17 protein-coding genes and 1 pseudogene are annotated in these 17078 nt (G+C 46.2%); all 18 read right to left on the bottom strand.

What is annotated here, in order from left to right; translation table 11 throughout:
- Positions 1-243 precede the first annotated feature (243 nt).
- A complete protein-coding gene (locus tag ACTCCX_RS11185) occupies positions 244-432 on the bottom strand; it encodes a DNA-directed RNA polymerase subunit beta (protein WP_272162147.1) in 189 nt (62 codons plus the stop codon).
- A gap of 81 nt (positions 433-513) precedes the next feature.
- Positions 514-1485, bottom strand: a pseudogene (gene mreB / locus ACTCCX_RS11180) (rod shape-determining protein MreB); the annotation flags it as partial.
- Positions 1486-1549: 64 nt separating this feature from the next.
- Entirely contained in the window at positions 1550-2863 is a 1314-nt protein-coding gene (gene murA / locus ACTCCX_RS11175) for a UDP-N-acetylglucosamine 1-carboxyvinyltransferase (RefSeq protein WP_463276067.1), read from the bottom strand.
- Between the two features lie 117 nt (positions 2864-2980).
- Positions 2981-3217: a DUF1146 family protein gene (locus ACTCCX_RS11170; RefSeq protein ID WP_233436831.1), complete on the bottom strand. Its 237-nt coding sequence runs from the start codon at positions 3215-3217 to the stop codon at positions 2981-2983.
- A 268-nt stretch (positions 3218-3485) separates the two neighbouring features.
- A complete protein-coding gene (locus tag ACTCCX_RS11165; RefSeq protein ID WP_463276066.1) occupies positions 3486-3911 on the bottom strand; it encodes a F0F1 ATP synthase subunit epsilon in 426 nt (141 codons plus the stop codon).
- A gap of 1 nt (position 3912) precedes the next feature.
- Positions 3913-5346: a F0F1 ATP synthase subunit beta gene (gene atpD, locus ACTCCX_RS11160; RefSeq protein WP_463276065.1), complete on the bottom strand. Its 1434-nt coding sequence runs from the start codon at positions 5344-5346 to the stop codon at positions 3913-3915.
- Between the two features lie 18 nt (positions 5347-5364).
- On the bottom strand, positions 5365-6285 hold the full coding sequence (locus ACTCCX_RS11155; RefSeq protein WP_463276064.1) for a F0F1 ATP synthase subunit gamma: 921 nt from the start codon (positions 6283-6285) through the stop codon (positions 5365-5367).
- 37 nt (positions 6286-6322) lie between these two features.
- The gene (gene atpA, locus ACTCCX_RS11150; protein ID WP_463276063.1) at positions 6323-7834 is read right to left on the bottom strand and encodes a F0F1 ATP synthase subunit alpha; all 1512 of its coding nucleotides are present in this window, start codon (positions 7832-7834) and stop codon (positions 6323-6325) included.
- Between the two features lie 21 nt (positions 7835-7855).
- Positions 7856-8383 carry a F0F1 ATP synthase subunit delta gene (locus ACTCCX_RS11145; RefSeq protein ID WP_463276062.1) on the bottom strand — a complete coding sequence of 176 codons (528 nt, stop codon included), beginning with the start codon at positions 8381-8383 and terminating at the stop codon, positions 7856-7858.
- Positions 8376-8879, bottom strand: a complete 504-nt coding sequence (atpF, locus tag ACTCCX_RS11140; protein ID WP_463276061.1) for a F0F1 ATP synthase subunit B — start codon at positions 8877-8879, stop codon at positions 8376-8378. Before atpF ends, ACTCCX_RS11145 begins: the two co-directional genes overlap by 8 nt.
- 39 nt (positions 8880-8918) lie before the next feature.
- Positions 8919-9131, bottom strand: a complete 213-nt coding sequence (gene atpE, locus ACTCCX_RS11135; RefSeq protein WP_068561687.1) for a F0F1 ATP synthase subunit C — start codon at positions 9129-9131, stop codon at positions 8919-8921.
- Positions 9132-9192: 61 nt separating this feature from the next.
- Positions 9193-9909 (bottom strand): F0F1 ATP synthase subunit A, encoded by a 717-nt coding sequence (atpB, locus tag ACTCCX_RS11130; protein WP_068561688.1) that lies wholly within the window; start codon positions 9907-9909, stop codon positions 9193-9195.
- Between the two features lie 599 nt (positions 9910-10508).
- Complete coding sequence (gene upp / locus ACTCCX_RS11125) at positions 10509-11144, bottom strand: uracil phosphoribosyltransferase (RefSeq protein WP_463276060.1); 636 nt, start codon at positions 11142-11144, stop codon at positions 10509-10511.
- Positions 11145-11574: 430 nt separating this feature from the next.
- Positions 11575-12813, bottom strand: coding sequence for a serine hydroxymethyltransferase (gene glyA / locus ACTCCX_RS11120; RefSeq protein ID WP_463276059.1), 1239 nt, complete (start codon positions 12811-12813; stop codon positions 11575-11577).
- A 148-nt stretch (positions 12814-12961) separates the two neighbouring features.
- Positions 12962-13990: an L-threonylcarbamoyladenylate synthase gene (locus ACTCCX_RS11115; protein ID WP_463276058.1), complete on the bottom strand. Its 1029-nt coding sequence runs from the start codon at positions 13988-13990 to the stop codon at positions 12962-12964.
- Between the two features lie 190 nt (positions 13991-14180).
- Entirely contained in the window at positions 14181-15029 is an 849-nt protein-coding gene (gene prmC, locus ACTCCX_RS11110; protein ID WP_463276057.1) for a peptide chain release factor N(5)-glutamine methyltransferase, read from the bottom strand.
- A complete protein-coding gene (gene prfA, locus ACTCCX_RS11105; RefSeq protein ID WP_463276056.1) occupies positions 15016-16095 on the bottom strand; it encodes a peptide chain release factor 1 in 1080 nt (359 codons plus the stop codon). Before prfA ends, prmC begins: the two co-directional genes overlap by 14 nt.
- Positions 16096-16137: 42 nt before the next feature.
- A complete protein-coding gene (locus ACTCCX_RS11100; RefSeq protein ID WP_463276055.1) occupies positions 16138-16710 on the bottom strand; it encodes a thymidine kinase in 573 nt (190 codons plus the stop codon).
- Positions 16711-17078: the final 368 nt, after the last annotated feature.

Raw genomic sequence — 17078 nt, 5'->3', positions numbered from 1 at the left:
CCTGCGTCAGCAGGTTAGTCGAACAGTATGTCTTGGCTCGCAGAGACAAGAGGTTCCTTTTTCCTTTTCCGAAGGGCTTACCCGTGAAGCTGGCCATCATTTTAGGTGCATGAAACATTTTTGAAACCCGTGAAACACCTACGGTGAAGCACTTTTCAATCCGAAAAATTTTATACTTTCCCACTATAGAACAAAAAGAAAGGCAGACGGAACGGGTGTGTTCAGTCTACCTTTCTTGTCTCCTTAACGGATATAATTGAAGATGTGTTCCCAGGTATGCCTACTGAAGACAAGCATCGGATCGCCGTCACCAAGGACGCCATAACCGACCATCAGACCGGCTCCGAAGAGAATGAAGGCCATCAACATGAAAATCAAAACCCACATCACTGTTGACAGTACAGGTTTGAAATCAAATTTCACAGCAATCACCTATCTTCCCTTTTTGATTTTCGTTTTTTGGATCAACCGCGCCAATAATCCTAACAGCCCACTGGATGGACGATTCTTTTGGTCGATGTTGTTCAATAGGATACCAGTTCCCAAGGCGACGGCATCCAAAGGTTTTTCAGCAGCGAAAACAGGAACTTTCAACTCGCTCGAGAAGAGTTTCTCGATTCCGCTGATCAAAGCCCCCCCGCCTGTCAAGACGATTCCGGTATTGATGATGTCCGCGGCCAATTCAGGAGGCGTCGTTTCCAACACTTCCTTCGCCTGCTCAACGACAAGCACCAAGGTCTCATGCATCGCTTCGTACACTTCTTTGGAGGTGATATAGATGGTGCGCGGAAGTCCGGTAACCATATCACGGCCACGGATTTCCATTTTCTCTTCCTTCTCAGGCTCCAAAGCAGTTCCGATCGTGATTTTGATTTTTTCAGCTGTCCGCTCGCCGATCAATAATTTGTGTTCTCTTTTTACAAAGTTCATGATGTCAGCATCCAGTTTATCACCAGCCGTCTTGATCGAGCTGCTCGTTACGATACCGCCCAATGACAAGACTGCGATGTCACTCGTTCCGCCACCCATATCGATGACCATGTTTCCGTTCGGCTGAAAAATGTCCAGTCCGGCTCCGACAGCCGCAACTTTCGGTTCTTCCTCCAGGTACACATTTTTGCCGCCGCTTTTTTCCGCGGCTTGAATGATCGCTTTTTGTTCAATCGTAGTGATGTTCGTCGGACAACAGATCAGAATGTTTGGCTTGGTCAAAAAGCCCTTCACATTCAAGCGATCGATGAAGTGGGTCAGCATTGCTTCTGTGATGTCAAAGTCTGCAATCACGCCACCTTTCAACGGACGGATGACTCTGATGTTTGCCGGCGTACGCCCAACCATCATATAGGCTTCTTCCCCAACTGCTAAAACTTTTCCGGTTTTTGTATCTACTGCTACAACGGAAGGCTCGTTCAATACGATGCCTTTCCCCTTAACGTGAATCAGTACGTTCGCTGTACCTAAATCGATTCCTATATCTCTGGCCACGTTGTTCCCCTCTCAAACATTCATCATTTAGCAATAGCTATCTTGCGGACGACAGTAGTCCGGCTTATTTTGCGAAAAGTGCTTCAACCTCTGCATCGCTGAAGACATTCTTTTCATCTTCCGTCACACGTTCCACATCGGCACCCAAAGCCTGCAGTTTTTTATCGAATTCATAATACCCGCGATCTAAATGCGATAGGTTCGTGACGCGCGTATAGCCTTTGGAAACAAGGCCAGCGATGATCAAAGCAGCTGCCGCCCGCAAATCCGATGCGGATACTTCCGCGCCTTGCAAATCGGTATTTCCATGAATCAGAACAGTCTGCCCTTCGACTTTGAAATCGGCATTCATACGACGCATCTCTTCCAAGTGCATGAAGCGGTTTTCGAATACTGTTTCGGTCATTGTGCTGGTGCCTTGGGACACCAATTGCGCAATCGTCATTTGTGATTGCATATCGGTAGGGAATCCTGGATGCGGCATCGTTTTGACGTCAGTCGCTTTCAAAGTACGCGGCCCGATAACGCGCAGCCCATTGTCTTCTTCCTGGAAAGCAACATGCATTTCCTTCAGTTTTGAGATCAGTGGCTTGTTGTGATCGGCAATCGCATCTTCTATGAACACATTTCCGTTCGTGACTGCGGCTGCAATCATGAATGTTCCTGCTTCGATACGGTCAGGGATGATTGAATGTTCCGTTCCTTTCATGGAAGAAACCCCTTCGATACGGATTGTTTCCGTCCCGGCCCCAACCACCTTCGCGCCCATGCGGTTCAGGAAGTTCGCCAAATCGACGATTTCAGGTTCGCGTGCGACGTTTTCGATGATGGTGGTCCCTTCAGCCAAAGTAGCGCCCATCATGATGTTCTGGGTAGCGCCGACACTCGGGAAATCCAAGTAGATGCGTGCCCCAACCAGTCTGTCGACTTTCGCTTCAACAAAACCGTTTTCGATTTTGATGTCGGCTCCCATCGCTTCAAAACCCTTCAGGTGAAGGTCGATAGGCCGTGTTCCGATGGCACACCCGCCAGGCAAAGCGATGCGTGCGTGCCCCAAACGTGCTAATAGCGGACCCATGACGACGATAGATGCACGCATTTTGCTGACATAAGCAAAAGGGGCTTCAAAATTAATGTCGTTGGATGCATCCGCTAAGATGGTGTTGTTGTTTTCTTGAAATTCAACGCCGACATTCAGATGTTTCAGTACATTATTCATTGTGAATACATCAGACAGTATCGGAACGTTCGTCAATACAGATTGCCCTTCGCTTGCCAAGAGTGTAGCAGCCAAAATCGGCAAAACTGCGTTTTTTGCGCCTTCAACTTTAACTGTTCCTTCAAGGCGATTACCGCCACGAACAATTATTTTTTCCATTAAAAATCCCTCCAAAAGTCAATTGTGATCTCATTTGTGTGGTTATATGCAATTATAAAAAAAACGGAACTCCGATCTGCCCGATCAGACATATTTCATTGTGTAATCGTGAGCGGATCAAGAGAACAGCAAGTAACTGATGTTCCGTGAAGTCGTCACCAACTCAAGCAGAAATGTACTTACTGTATAGCCTAAAGCTATCGACAAAAAGAAATAGAGCACCCGTGCTTCGCGTATGTGCCCCTTCCTGATCCATTTCTCCAATCTGATGGCTTTCATCGACCAGAAAGAAATGAAAATGAATATCATATGGGATAGCAATACTATTATACCGTTAAACATCGTTATGTCCAAGCGACGCACTCCTCCCATATTCTCAAACTATACTAACATAAATATTTTGAAAAAAAAACCAAGAAGATCGTTTTTATCCGTCCACCCCCTAAGAATTTAATAAGAAAATCGTTTACATTTGTTTTCTCAATCGGGTATAATAATATGTTACAATACATCAAAATGAAATTGCAGGCTATTTCCGCAGATGATTTGTGCATATTATCTCATCCACTAATTAATTGTCAGGAAATGATGGTAAAAAAAAGAGGCCAACGAGGGCCTCTTTTTAGATAGATCTGTTTTTCGAAACACCGATACGGTTGATGGCTTTCGACAGCGAAATTTTCGCGCGTTGGAACTCTTTTTCATTTTTGAAATCGCGCGCTTCTGCCATCCGTTTTTCGGCACGTTCTTTTGCGACTTCTGCACGGTCGATATCGATGTCCCGAGCGCGTTCCGCACTGTTCGCAATAATGTTGACCACGTTATCACGCACTTCCATGATTCCGCCATTGACAGCAATATGGTTTTGTGCCAACTCGTCGGTCACACGCGTTACGATCAGGTCGGCGATCGCCAAAGGCACAATGATCGGGGTATGGTTTGGCATGATCGTAATGCCGCCGTCCGTTGTCTTTGCGGTCACCGCTTTAGCGCGATGCTGAAAGGCGATACCATCCGGCGTCACCACGTTGACTTGCAGATATGCCATCTCATTCCCCTCCTTTATAGCCTAGTTCTTTCGCTTTGTTCAGAACTTCTTCAATAGTACCGACGTTGCGGAACGCCTCTTCCGGCACGCCGTCGTACTTGCCTTCCACGATTCCTTTGAAGCCGCGTACGGTTTCGGATACAGGAACATACGAGCCCGGAATTCCGGTAAAGGCTTCAGCCACATGGAAGTTTTGGGACAGGAAGAATTGGATTCTTCTTGCGCGGTTAACAGTGATTTTTTCGGAATCGGATAGTTCATCCATCCCAAGAATCGCGATGATATCCTGCAGCTCACGATAACGTTGCAGGATGCGTTGCACTTTCGTGGCCACTTCGTAATGGTCATCCCCGACGATTTCGGGAGATAGGGCACTTGAAGAAGAAGCCAACGGGTCAACAGCGGGATAAATCCCTTGTTCCGTCAGTTTACGCTCCAAGTTGGTCGTTGCATCCAGATGGGCAAATGTTGTTGCAGGTGCTGGATCGGTATAGTCATCCGCCGGTACATAGATTGCTTGAATGGAAGTGATCGAACCATCTTTTGTGGAACTGATCCGTTCCTGCAATTGGCCCATTTCCGTTGCCAATGTCGGCTGATACCCTACTGCTGAAGGCATCCGGCCCAACAGCGCGGAAACTTCAGAACCAGCTTGAGTGAACCGGTAAATGTTATCAATGAACAACAGCACATCCTGTTTTTCTTCATCACGGAAATGTTCCGCCATCGTCAAACCCGACAAGGCGACACGCATACGCGCACCTGGTGGCTCATTCATCTGACCGAACACCATGGCGGTCTTTTCGCCGACGCCTGACTCCTGCATTTCGTGGTATAGGTCATTTCCTTCACGCGTACGCTCGCCGACACCCGTAAATACCGAGATACCGCCATGCTGTTCCGCTACGTTATGGATCAATTCTTGGATCAGTACCGTCTTACCGACACCGGCTCCTCCGAACAGACCGATTTTCCCGCCTTTCAGATACGGCGCCAATAAATCGATAACCTTGATGCCTGTTTCCAGGATCTCAAAGTTACTGCTCAACTGATCAAAAGTCGGTGCTTTTCTGTGGATGGATTCACGACGGAAATCATCAGGGACAGCGCCCTTCAGATCGATCGCCTCCCCCAACACATTGAACACACGGCCCAAGGTACCTAAACCAACCGGAACTTTGATGGGCGCACCGGTATCGACAACGGTCAATCCTCTTTGCAGGCCATCTGTCGATTCCATAGCGATCGCGCGAACCACACCATTCCCCAGTTCGAGCGAAACCTCCAAAACGATGGTTTCCCCTTCTTCGTTACTCCCAACTGCGGGTGCCTTATGAACAATCAGCGCATTGCGGATGTCCGGTACACCTTCATCCAATGGGAAGCCAACGTCGACTACCGGCCCAATTACTTGTACAATATGACCTTTTTTCATGCCTTTTCCTCCCATTTTCTAATCTTCCAGAGCAGAAGCTCCACCGACGATTTCGGTGATTTCCTGCGTGATTGCAGTCTGTCTCACACGGTTGTACTGAATCGTCATATCATTGATCATCTTCGTCGCATTATCGGTGGCGCTCTTCATGGCCGTCATGCGGGAAGCATGCTCGGATGATTTGGCATCGATAATAGCGCCGTAAATCAAGCTTTCCGCATATTGCGGAAGTAAAATTTCCAAAATTTCTTCTTTATTCGGTTCAAAAAGATAATCGATTTCGTAGCCGACCGCTTCATGGGAATCCAAGTCCGTCAACGGTAGCATTTTTTCAGCCCGATACTCTGAAATCAAAGCATTGACATGATGTTTGTAACACACATACAACTCATCAAAAGCACCTTCGCGATAAAGTTGGATTGCCTTCACTACGATATCGCTGACCTCTGTAAAGCTGGGCTGGTCGTTCAAATCTCTGATTTCAAATGCGACATCGATGCCGCTCCTTCGTAAATCGTCAGCCACTGCTCCGCCGACCGACAGGACAACAAACTCATCGTTTGAAGCGTGATCGACCGCAAGCATATCTTTTGTCGCTTTTAGGATCGAACTGTTGTAACCGCCCGCCAAACCTTTATCGGAAGAAATGATCAGATAACCTGTTTTGCGGATCGGACGCTCGATCAACATGTCGTGAAAATCGAACAGAACTTGGTCGCTCGCCGACACATGGCCGTGTTCCTCAAGCAAAGATAATTGCGTGCTGGCTATGTGGGTTACAATTTCGCGTATTTTTGCTGCATAAAGCTGATATCCCCGCACCTTTTGTTCGGCGCGGATCAGTTTGGAGGCAGATACCATTTGCATGGCGCTTGTTATTTGACTTGTCTTCTTTGTGGAAGCAATGCGTTTCCGGATGTCTATTAAAGACTCTGCCATATTATCACCTCAATATTATCTGTTCATGCTGACCAATCTACTCGACGTGCGGAATAAAGATGCTCGCAAAAGCTTTCAGCGCTTCATCCAGGTCTTCCGTAGGCGGTAAATCTTTTGTCTCCGTAATGATGGAGAACAGATTCGGATAGGACATTTTGACGAATTTGAACAGTTCAGACTCGTACCGTTCGATGTCCTGAACCGGAATGGAATCGATAAATCCATGCGTCAGTGCATAGAGAATGAGAACTTGTTTTTCGACATCCAAAGTCTTGTGCAAGTCCTGCTTCAGTATTTCCACGGTTCTGCGGCCGCGGCTCAGGCGTTTCTGAGTGGAAACGTCCAGATCCGAGCCGAATTGTGTGAATGCTTCCAGTTCGCGATAGCTGGCCAAATCAATACGCAGCGTTCCGGATACTTTTTTCATGGCTTTGATTTGAGCGGATCCACCAACACGGGAAACGGACAGCCCAGCGGATAGAGCTGGACGGATTCCCGAGAAGAACAGATCGCTTTCCAAGAAGATCTGACCATCCGTGATGGAGATGACGTTCGTCGGAATATAAGCGGAAATGTCCCCAGCTTGTGTTTCTACGATCGGCAGGGAGGTGATGGAACCGCCGCCCAACTCATCGTTCAATTTTGCCGAACGCTCCAACAGACGGGAGTGCAAGTAGAAGACATCCCCTGGATACGCCTCGCGACCTGGCGGACGGCGCAACAGCAAGGACATTTCGCGGTATGCAGCAGCTTGTTTGGAAAGATCATCGTATACGATAAGGACGTGTTTGCCGTTGTGCATGAACTCTTCAGCCATTGCTGTAGCAGCATAAGGCGCGATATAGAGCATCGGCGCGGATTGCGAGGCACTGGCGGTCACGACTATCGTATAATCCATTGCATGATATTTTTTCAAGGTTTCTGTCATGTTCCGGACAGTCGATTCCTTTTGTCCGATTGCGACGTAGATGCAGATAACATCTTTTCCGCGTTGGTTGATGATAGCATCGATAGCGATGCTTGTTTTTCCGGTTTTGCGGTCACCAATGATCAATTCGCGCTGGCCTCGACCAATCGGAACCAAAGCATCCAGTGCTTTAAGGCCGGTTTGAAGAGGTTCTCTTACGGATTGACGATCCATAACACCGGGTGCCGCATTTTCAACCGGTCTTGTGCCGATGGTCTCGATGTTTCCTAAGCCGTCGACTGGGTTGCCTAACGCATCCACAACGCGTCCGATCAAAGCATCTCCAACCGGGACTTCCATGATTTTACCTGTTCGTTTAACGATGTCGCCCTCATGGATATTTTCATAAGCTCCAAAAATGATGATACCGACATCGGTCATCTCCAGGTTCTGGGCCATACCGATGGACCCATTGGAAAACTCCAACAATTCCCCGGACATAACGTTTTCTAAACCTTTCGCACGTGCGATCCCATCGCCGATGTAGGTAACTTTCCCAATTTCTTCAAACTCTGATACAGATTGAAAAGTGTTGATCCTATTTTTGATCAATGAACTCAAATCTTCGTTTTCAGTAGCCACATTATTCACCTCTTCAACCTATTAATCTTTTAGGATATGTCTCTTCATTTCTTTCAACTTTGTAGCGATTGTGTTGTCAAAATAGTGATTTTCCGACTCCAAACGGACGCCGCCCATCACCTTGGGATCGACCACTTCTTTCACAAAGAAAGTCGCATCCCCAATTCTTTTTTGCATTTTGTCCATGATGCGCTTTTTTTGTTCTGCTGTTAACGGCACCGCAGAGGTCAATTTCACATTCACGAATACTTTTTTATTTTCGTACAACGCATTGAACGCATCGATGGAAGCCATGATGCCCTCATTATCAAGGTTGTCTTGGAGTCCGTCGAGAAATTGAAGCGTCTCGGGAGCAAGATATTTCACAGCCAAATCAAGATTTGGCTTCTCGCCCCCAGCCGCATCTGCATGATTGAAGACGTCCTTCAACTGTGATAAATCAAGGTAGAGTCTATCCGCAGTCTTCGAGTCGGTCAGGCGGTTATAGTAGGCTTGCACATAGGCTTCTACAGTAGTGATTGCTTTCCCGTCCTTAACCATATCAATCATCCAGCCCTTCAATAAAAGCTTCGATCAAATTTTGTTGATCTGCCTGATTGATCTCCTTGCCGAGAATCTTTTCAGCGATTTCCACTGATATGATTCCGATTTCGGCACGCAACCCTTCAAGAGCCTGTTTTCTTTCGAGTTCAAGCTCTTTTTGGGTCACTTGTTTGATCCGCAGTGCATCTTCTTTTGCTTCTTTGATGATTTCTTTTTGTATTTCATTGCCTTCCGCTTGAGCTCGGTTCAAAATATCGCTTGCTGTTGTTCTGACTTCAATCAGCTGCGCATCGACTTCCGCTTGTCTCTTCTCAGCATTCTCGCGCGCACTTGCCGCTTTATCAATATTTGCATGTATCATTTCTTCACGATCCGTTAAGATCTTCATCAAGGGCTGCCATGCGAACTTTTTGATAAGAGCCATCAATATCAGAAATGACAGCAGCGTAACAATCGTATCACCTAATGCGGTAATCTCTCCCAATACGAGATTGGCTGTCATTCTCATCCCTCCTGTAGTTATCGGTCTTGCTGGTCCCTATTATTGGAAAATCAGTAAGAAAGCTATAACTACCGCCATGATGGGAACAGCTTCGATCAAGCCGACGCCGATGAACATCAAAGTCTGTAATCTGCTCTGCAATTCTGGTTGTCTTGCGATTGCTTCGATTGTAGTAGAAATAACCTTCCCGTTTCCTAATGATGCGCCGATGGCTGCACCGGCAACCGCAATAGCAGCTCCTATAAAGTTCATAATAATAATCTCCTTTTTCTCATATAATAATGCACACTTATTAAGCTCATGGATCAGCAGTTTATTCTGCTTCGATCTTATGGGCGAGGTAAACCATAGTCAACGTGGTGAAGACGAAAGCTTGGATCGATCCGATAAAGATGGAAAATCCTTGCCAGACCATTTGGAGAGGAATCCCGACCACCCAAGTCAGTAAACCGTATGAATTTGCTAATGAAGCAATCAATCCCAACAAAATTTCACCGGCATAAATATTTCCGTAAAGACGCAACGCCAATGTCAAAGTGTTCGTAAATTCCTCCAAAAGTTTGATCGGCATGAGTGGTGCTACTGGGCGAATATAACTGTTCATGAAATATTCCTTGAACCCATTCTCCTTGATACCAAAGTAATGCGTCAGCAATATCACCATCAAGGCCAAGCCTAATGTGACAATTGGACTGGCCGTAGGACTCTTCCAATAAGAGTGGCCATCGATGTTCAAGATGAATACAAGCCCCAACATATTGGCAACCCATACAAACAGGAACAAAGTGAAGCCCAACAAATGGAATTGTTGCCCAACTTTCCAGTGAAGCGAGCTGGAAATCATGTTCCGGATGAAATCAACCAAATATTCAATCGCCAATTGGCTTTTGGATGTTGGCCTCACCGCCAGTTTACGGGTAGCAATAAAACAAAATAAAAAAACAATGATGCAAGTCGCCAATACACTTATGATGATATTCAAACTGAAACCCAATCCCATAAAATGGATGACTTTAGATTCAGCTTCCAATATTTTCACCTCTTTTCAATACAAATAAAAAAACAGCTATGCCATACCTAGTCCACGCTACATTATTTTAAAAGACATTCGTAAAAGTAGACAACTAATTTAGCTGGACCTCCCATACTCTAGTCACAATAAGTGGCTATTTCATAAGTTTCTTTGCATATCTGTTCAACATCGCTAATCATAACACCAACTTTATCGAAATTCAAAGCAAATATACGTATTATAAGGATATTTTCGGCCTTTTCATGAAAATGATGAAAAGATACCGCCTTCATAATCACAGATACTCAATATATAAATATACTTATAGAGTTATGAAAATCCGAACGCTGCCTAAAAAGTGATCCTGCTGAGGAAATAAAAGCAAATTTATTGCTCATCATGCCCCCTTGAAAAACCTTCGATACTGTAACCTTGAGGGATTGAAGTATAATAAATTTAACTTGAACCAAAAAAACGAGCCGGCAATCCCTATCGGATTTCCGGCTCAGCTCTTTATGTTCGCTTTTCAAAATCACGTAAATCGCAAGAACGTTCTCATGATAATATTGATGTTTTGACAATTGTGGACACAATTGCCTGAACGCCGTACTGAACGCTTATTTTGTGCCGAACAGTCGGTCACCAGCGTCTCCCAATCCAGGCAGGATGTAGCTGTTTTCGTCCAATCTTTCATCCAATGAAGCTGCATAGATATCCACATCGGGATAAGCCGCATGCAATGCTTCCATTCCTTCAGGAGCTGCCACAAGACAGATGAATTTCATGGATGATGGCGCTGCGCCTCTCTTTTCCAACGCTTCGATAGCTGCGATTGCCGATCCGCCTGTCGCCAACATAGGGTCAACGATGAACAATTGGCGTTCCTGGATGTCTGTCGGCAGTTTCACGAAATACTCTACAGGTTCCAATGTTTCATGGTCACGGTACATGCCGATATGGCCAACTTTTGCGGCTGGCAGCATCGCTAAGAAACCGTCTACCATCCCTAAACCTGCACGCAAGATCGGGATGATGGCAACTTTTTTGCCTGACAATGTTTTTTGAGTCGTTTTCACCAATGGCGTTTCAATCTCGATGTCTTCCAAAGGCATGTCCCTTGTTACTTCATAAGCCATCAACATGGCGATTTCGCTTACTACTTCACGGAACACCTTTGTTCCGCAGTCTTTTTCGCGGATGATTGTTAATTTGTGTTGAATCAACGGATGATTCATTACATGGAATTCTCCCATATACTTTTGCCCCACTTTCCTATTTTTGCTCAACCTATTGTAATTGAAAAGTGCTACAAATACCAGAAATAAAACAATGAGAAAACATCAAGAGCTATGTTTTAAGATGAACCAACGCCGGTTTCACCCTATTTGCGGGAGTAGCGCGCGAATTTTACTGGATAAAGAATGGATTCGTCGGCTGATCGGTAACTTTCGCACTCTGTTTAGCCGACATAGTAACGATTCGTTGGCTGTTTGGAATTCTTCACGCTACGTTCTGCTGACATGGCGGACTTTCGTCGACTGTTCTGTATTCTTCACTCTACGTTTAGCCGAAACAGTGGACTGCTTTTGGCCTCCCGCTCACCACTGTAAGCCTGTTGCGCATCAGAAGTACGCATGCCGAAGAAAAGAGCTGCCCACCAGGGACAGCTCTTCGATGATTTATTTACGCTTCAACAGAAGCCGTTTTTTTGTGCAAAGGGAAAGCTTTTGTGATGGCATGGACTGCCGCTCTGACTTCATCCAATTTCGCTTCATCATCGTGGTTTTGGATAGTTTCCACAATCAATTCAGCAATCTTGCGTGCTTCTGCTTCCTTAAGGCCTCTTGTCGTGATGGCTGGAGTGCCGATACGGATGCCGCTGGCTTTGTTGGCGCCCAGCGTTTCAAAAGGAATCGTATTTTTATTGACAGTGATTTCAACGGTATCCAATAGTTTTTCTACTTGTTTTCCGTTCAAGCCGCTGCTTGTGACATCCAACAACAATAAGTGGTTGTCTGTTCCGCCACTGATGACGCGCAGATTGGATGCATTGAAGACATCAGCCATAGCTTGAGCATTTTTGATGACTTGACCGATATATTCAGTATATTCGGGTGTTGCAGCTTCAAAGAAGGATACAGCCTTGGCAGCGACGACGTGCTCAAGAGGTCCGCCTTGGATCCCAGGGAAGACAGCGCTGTTCAATTTTTTGCCGAATTCTTCTTTGGCTAGGATGACGCCGCCGCGCGGGCCGCGAAGTGTTTTATGTGTAGTCGTAGTTACGATGTGGGCATGTTCAACCGGATTTTGGTGATGACCAGTTGCGCAAAGTCCTGCGATATGAGCCATATCAACCATCAAGTAAGCACCGACTTCGTCAGCGATTTCTCTGAAACGCTTGAAGTCGATTGCGCGCGGGTAAGCGCTCGCTCCGGCAACGATCAATTTTGGTTGTTCTTTCAAAGCAATCTCACGGACTGTGTCATAGTTGATTGTTTCGGACTCTTTATCTACACCGTAAGCAACGAACTCATAAGTCTGTCCGCTGAAATTCACAGATGCTCCATGAGTCAAGTGACCACCGTGGCTCAGATCCATACCCAAAATTTTATCGCCTGGTTGAACCAAAACACGATAAGCAGCCATATTCGCTTGTGAACCGGAATGTGGTTGTACATTGGCATATTCTGCACCAAAGATTGCTTTGATGCGGTCAATCGCCAAGTTTTCGATGACATCGATAAATTCGCAACCACCATAGTAACGACGACCAGGGTAGCCTTCAGCATATTTGTTCGTCAAGATGCTGCCTTGCGCTCTCATAACATCTTCAGATACAAAGTTTTCGGAAGCAATCAGCTCGATTCCGTTCTCTTGTCTTTCGCGTTCTTTTTCAATTGCTGCAAATAATTCTTTATCCATGTTTGCACCCTTCCATCACATTATTCCAAAATTTTAAACATAAAAAAATGTAAGTTGAGTATATCATAATTATTCAGAAATAAAACATATAAGCTCTTGGATTTGAATAATTTGTATAAAAAGTAAGCTAAAGACGGATATTAGGTGACTATTTCGCTTCTTTTTTCGGATATTTTGATGAAGCAGCTTTTTCCAGACGATTCATGAATGCCTTCCCGAGCCCGGCAAGATCATAAGCCTCAGCCAGAATCACATCTACTGGTTGTTCATCGAGATAGCGCAATCCGGCATAAAGGCGCTGGGATGCAGCCACCACGTCATTCTTCATTCCCAATGAATAGGTGGATCGTGCTGCCTGCTGATGGATAGCCAACTTTTCTTCGGAAGCCAAAATGCCGATTTTTTTGCCTTTACCGCAATACTCATCAATGGCAGCTTCCCAATCAGCATCCGTTCCATCGATCAGGACAACCGGTTGAGCCGGGGCATAGTGTTGGTACTTCATCCCCGGGGCTTTTGGAGCCTCTGATTCGTTTGTTGTTTGCGCACTTCCTGCCATTTTGCCGATGATCGGCTCCAATTGCACTTCCGTGATGGCTCCTGGACGCAAAATGACTGGTCCGTCGGCATTGGTCAAGTCCAATACCGTTGATTCCAAACCGATCTGCGTTTCTCCGCCATCAAGGATGCCGGCAATCTTCCCCGAAAGGTCATGCATCACGTGCTGGGCAGTCGTAGGGCTCGGTTTGCCGGACGTATTCGCGCTCGGTCCGACCAAAGGAAAGCCGGTTTTTCTGATCAATTCCAGCGTCTGCTCTTGTGCGGGCATCCTCAACGCGACTGTATTGTGCCCTGCCGTGACAGTCGGCGCAAATACGCCTTCTTTCATCGGAAAAATCAAAGTCAGCGGCCCTGGCCAAAAAGCCTCCATCAAGGCTTCTGCCTGTTGGGGAACAAAAGCCACATATTGCCCAACCTCGCGATCGCACACATGAACGATCAACGGATTATCGCTGGGCCTTCCTTTCACTTTATACACATTTTTTACTGCTTCGTCATTCGATGCGATGGCACCCAAACCGTAGACAGTCTCCGTCGGAAAGGCGATCAGTTGTCCAGCTTGCAGCAAATCAGCTGCCTCATCGATCGTTGAGGCGTCGTATATTTTTGTTTCCATAATGATATATGCTCCTTTCTGAATGGTTTGACTGGCACAGACACTGCTCACGTTAAAAAAATAGCCGGGGCAATTGCCCGCAGCCATTTTTTGCCCATGGATAACAGGCGACTCTTTTTATCCTAATATGCTTAATAAACCAGTCGGCTAGCCTCACAGGTTGGCCTCGAACGAACCCGTGAAGCTTTTCTTATTTGACTATCAGCATGCGGTCGAGGCCGGACAGGTCTTTTTCGATCGTGACCGTTTTATCCGGAAAAGCTTTTTTGTAGAGTTCCAATAATTTTTCGCCTTGGTTGAAGCCGATTTCCATGAACAGGCAGCCGTCCGTTTTCAAATGGAACGGAAGCGTAAACGCCATCTTTTGGTATAGATCCAATCCGTCATGATCAGCAAACAACGCCGAATGTGGTTCGTACTCCAAAACAGAACTGTCCATCAGGCTAATTTCATCTTCGCTGATATAGGGCGGATTACTGAGGATGCAGTCGAACGTCTCCAGCTGCACGGGCTCCAGCAAATCCCCATGCAGGAAGCGGATGTCCGCATTTAGTTGATCCGCGTTCTCTTTCGCGACGGCCAATGCTTCTTCAGAAAGATCGGTGGCCGTCACGTCATCCTGCGGGCGCTCCTTTTTCATCGCAATGGCAATAGCGCCGGATCCTGTACCGATGTCCAGAACCTTCTGCGGTCCTTTCCCATCCAGGCATTTTAGTGCCCGTTGCACGAGTTCCTCGGTTTCCGGACGCGGAATCAGCGTAGCTTCCGTGACTTTCAAGGGATAACCATAGAACCATTCGACGCCTACGATGTATTGTATCGGCTTGCCCGCGACGTACTCATTGATGTCGCTGAAATACTGCTTGTATTCCTGCTCCGTGATCGGATCGGCAAAACGCATCAACAGATCCGTTTTGGTCCAACCCAAACGGTCCAAAAGCAGCCTTTCAGCAGCCAGCGGACTTTTCTCGTTCTGCTCCAAAAAAAGCGCACCATTCTGCAAAGCATGCTGGTAACTAAGTTCCTTAGATTGCTCCATTGTTCAAGGACTCCAATTTTTGCGTCTGATCTGCCATAATCAACGCATCGATGACTTCATCCAATTTTCCGCTCAAAATCGTATCCAACTTTTGCAAGGTCAAGCCGATACGGTGATCCGTAACCCTGTTTTGCGGGAAGTTGTAGGTGCGGATGCGTTCAGAACGGTCGCCGGTCCCTACTGCGGACTTACGCGTTGCATCATATTCTGATTGCGCTTCTGAAGAAATTTTGTCGTAAACACGGGTACGCAATATTTTCATCGCTTTTTCGCGGTTTTTGATTTGGGAACGTTCATCCTGCATCGCAACGGCGATTCCTGTCGGCAAGTGAGTCAATCGGACCGCTGATGCTGTCTTGTTGACGTGCTGTCCACCGGCTCCGCTGGCATGGTAGATGTCCGTACGGATGTCTTTGTCTTCAATATTCAATTCGACCTCTTCCGCTTCCGGCATGACGACCACGGTGGCAGTAGACGTATGCACACGTCCTTGTGACTCCGTTTCCGGAACACGTTGGACACGGTGCGCGCCGCTCTCATATTTCAGTTTGGAGAAGGCGCCGTTTCCGCTGATCATCAGGATGATTTCTTTGTAGCCGCCGATGCCGGTGATGTTTGCATCCATGATCTCAACGCGCCAGCCTTGGTTTTCTGCATATTTGCTGTACATCGTGAAAAGTGTTCCGGCGAACAATGCAGCTTCATCTCCGCCGGCAGCCCCGCGGATTTCCATGATGATGTTCTTGTCATCGTTCGGATCAGTAGGAAGCAACAAGACTTTGATGCGGTCTTCGAGTTCGCTCTTTTCTTTCTTCAGGTCGTTCAATTCCTCTTTGGCCATAGCAGCCATGTCATCATCCAACTTCTCCGACAACATCTCTTCGGTATCGGCAATTTCGCCTTCGACCTCTTTATAACGCTTGAAAGTAGCAACTTTTTCGCGCAGCCCCGCTTCTTCTTTGGTCAATTCCAAAAATCGTTTTGTATCGGAAATGACTTCCGGATCGCTCAACAATTCGGAAAGTTCTTCATAACGGATAATGAATGCATCTAATTGATCATACATAACTTTTTCAAACTCCTCTTTTTTTGTTTCTGAGTATCTGTTCTAGGCCAATGGCGGATGGTGGTAGTGGTTGCGGCACACTGGGAGATAGGATTCATTTCCACCGATTTGGATCTGTTCGCCGGCGTATATTGGTTTTCCATCCACAACACGCATGTTCATGATCGCTTTTTTATGACAGAACCAACAGATGGTTTTTATTTCTTCTATCTTATCTGCGTAAAGCAACAGATATTTTGAGCCTTCGAATAATTCGTTCTGGAAATCATTCTTCAAACCAAATGCCATCACCGGTATTGCCAATTCGTCGACGATGCGCGCTAATTGGATGACGTGCGCTTTGGACAGGAATTGGGATTCATCTATCAAGATACAAGCTGGCTTTCTCGGGTTTTTACTGACTTCCAGAAATACATCCGTGTCATCTGCGATCGGAATGGCTTCGCGCTTCAATCCGATCCGACTCGAAACATATCCGACGCCATCACGGTCATCAAGCGCACTTGTAAAGATCATAACCGACTTGTTCTGCTCTTCATAATTGTAGGCAACCTTCAGGATCTCAATCGATTTCCCGCTGTTCATCGCCCCATATTTAAAAAATAACTGTGCCATTTAGTCCACCTTTCCAGCAGAGCCTTGCCTACTTTTCATGCATCGGTCGGAATTCCCCGCAAAAAGAAAGGATGCCCTTATGTCATCCTGCTTCCGACCTGCTATTATCTCACCTTCGTCATTTCGCTTCATCAAGCTTAGCGAATGATAAAAAAACTGAATAACATCCCGTATAATGATAGTAGGAAATGGCTCCAAAGTCAATAAAATTCACGATCGTTGGCTGTCCCCCAGCAATCAGCAGCTCCACTCCTGACATGATGAGGAATCTAAGTGTATAATTTTTCTATGCGAAACTATTCTTTTGTTGAAATAGGCAAAAAGAAGACCTTACAATACAACTAAAGGTCGGTAGCCAATTTAGTGTA

This window comes from Trichococcus sp. (genome assembly GCF_055118575.1).
The sequence above is the reverse complement of the archived record's forward strand: the minus strand, read 5'-3'. Positions and strand labels throughout refer to the sequence as shown.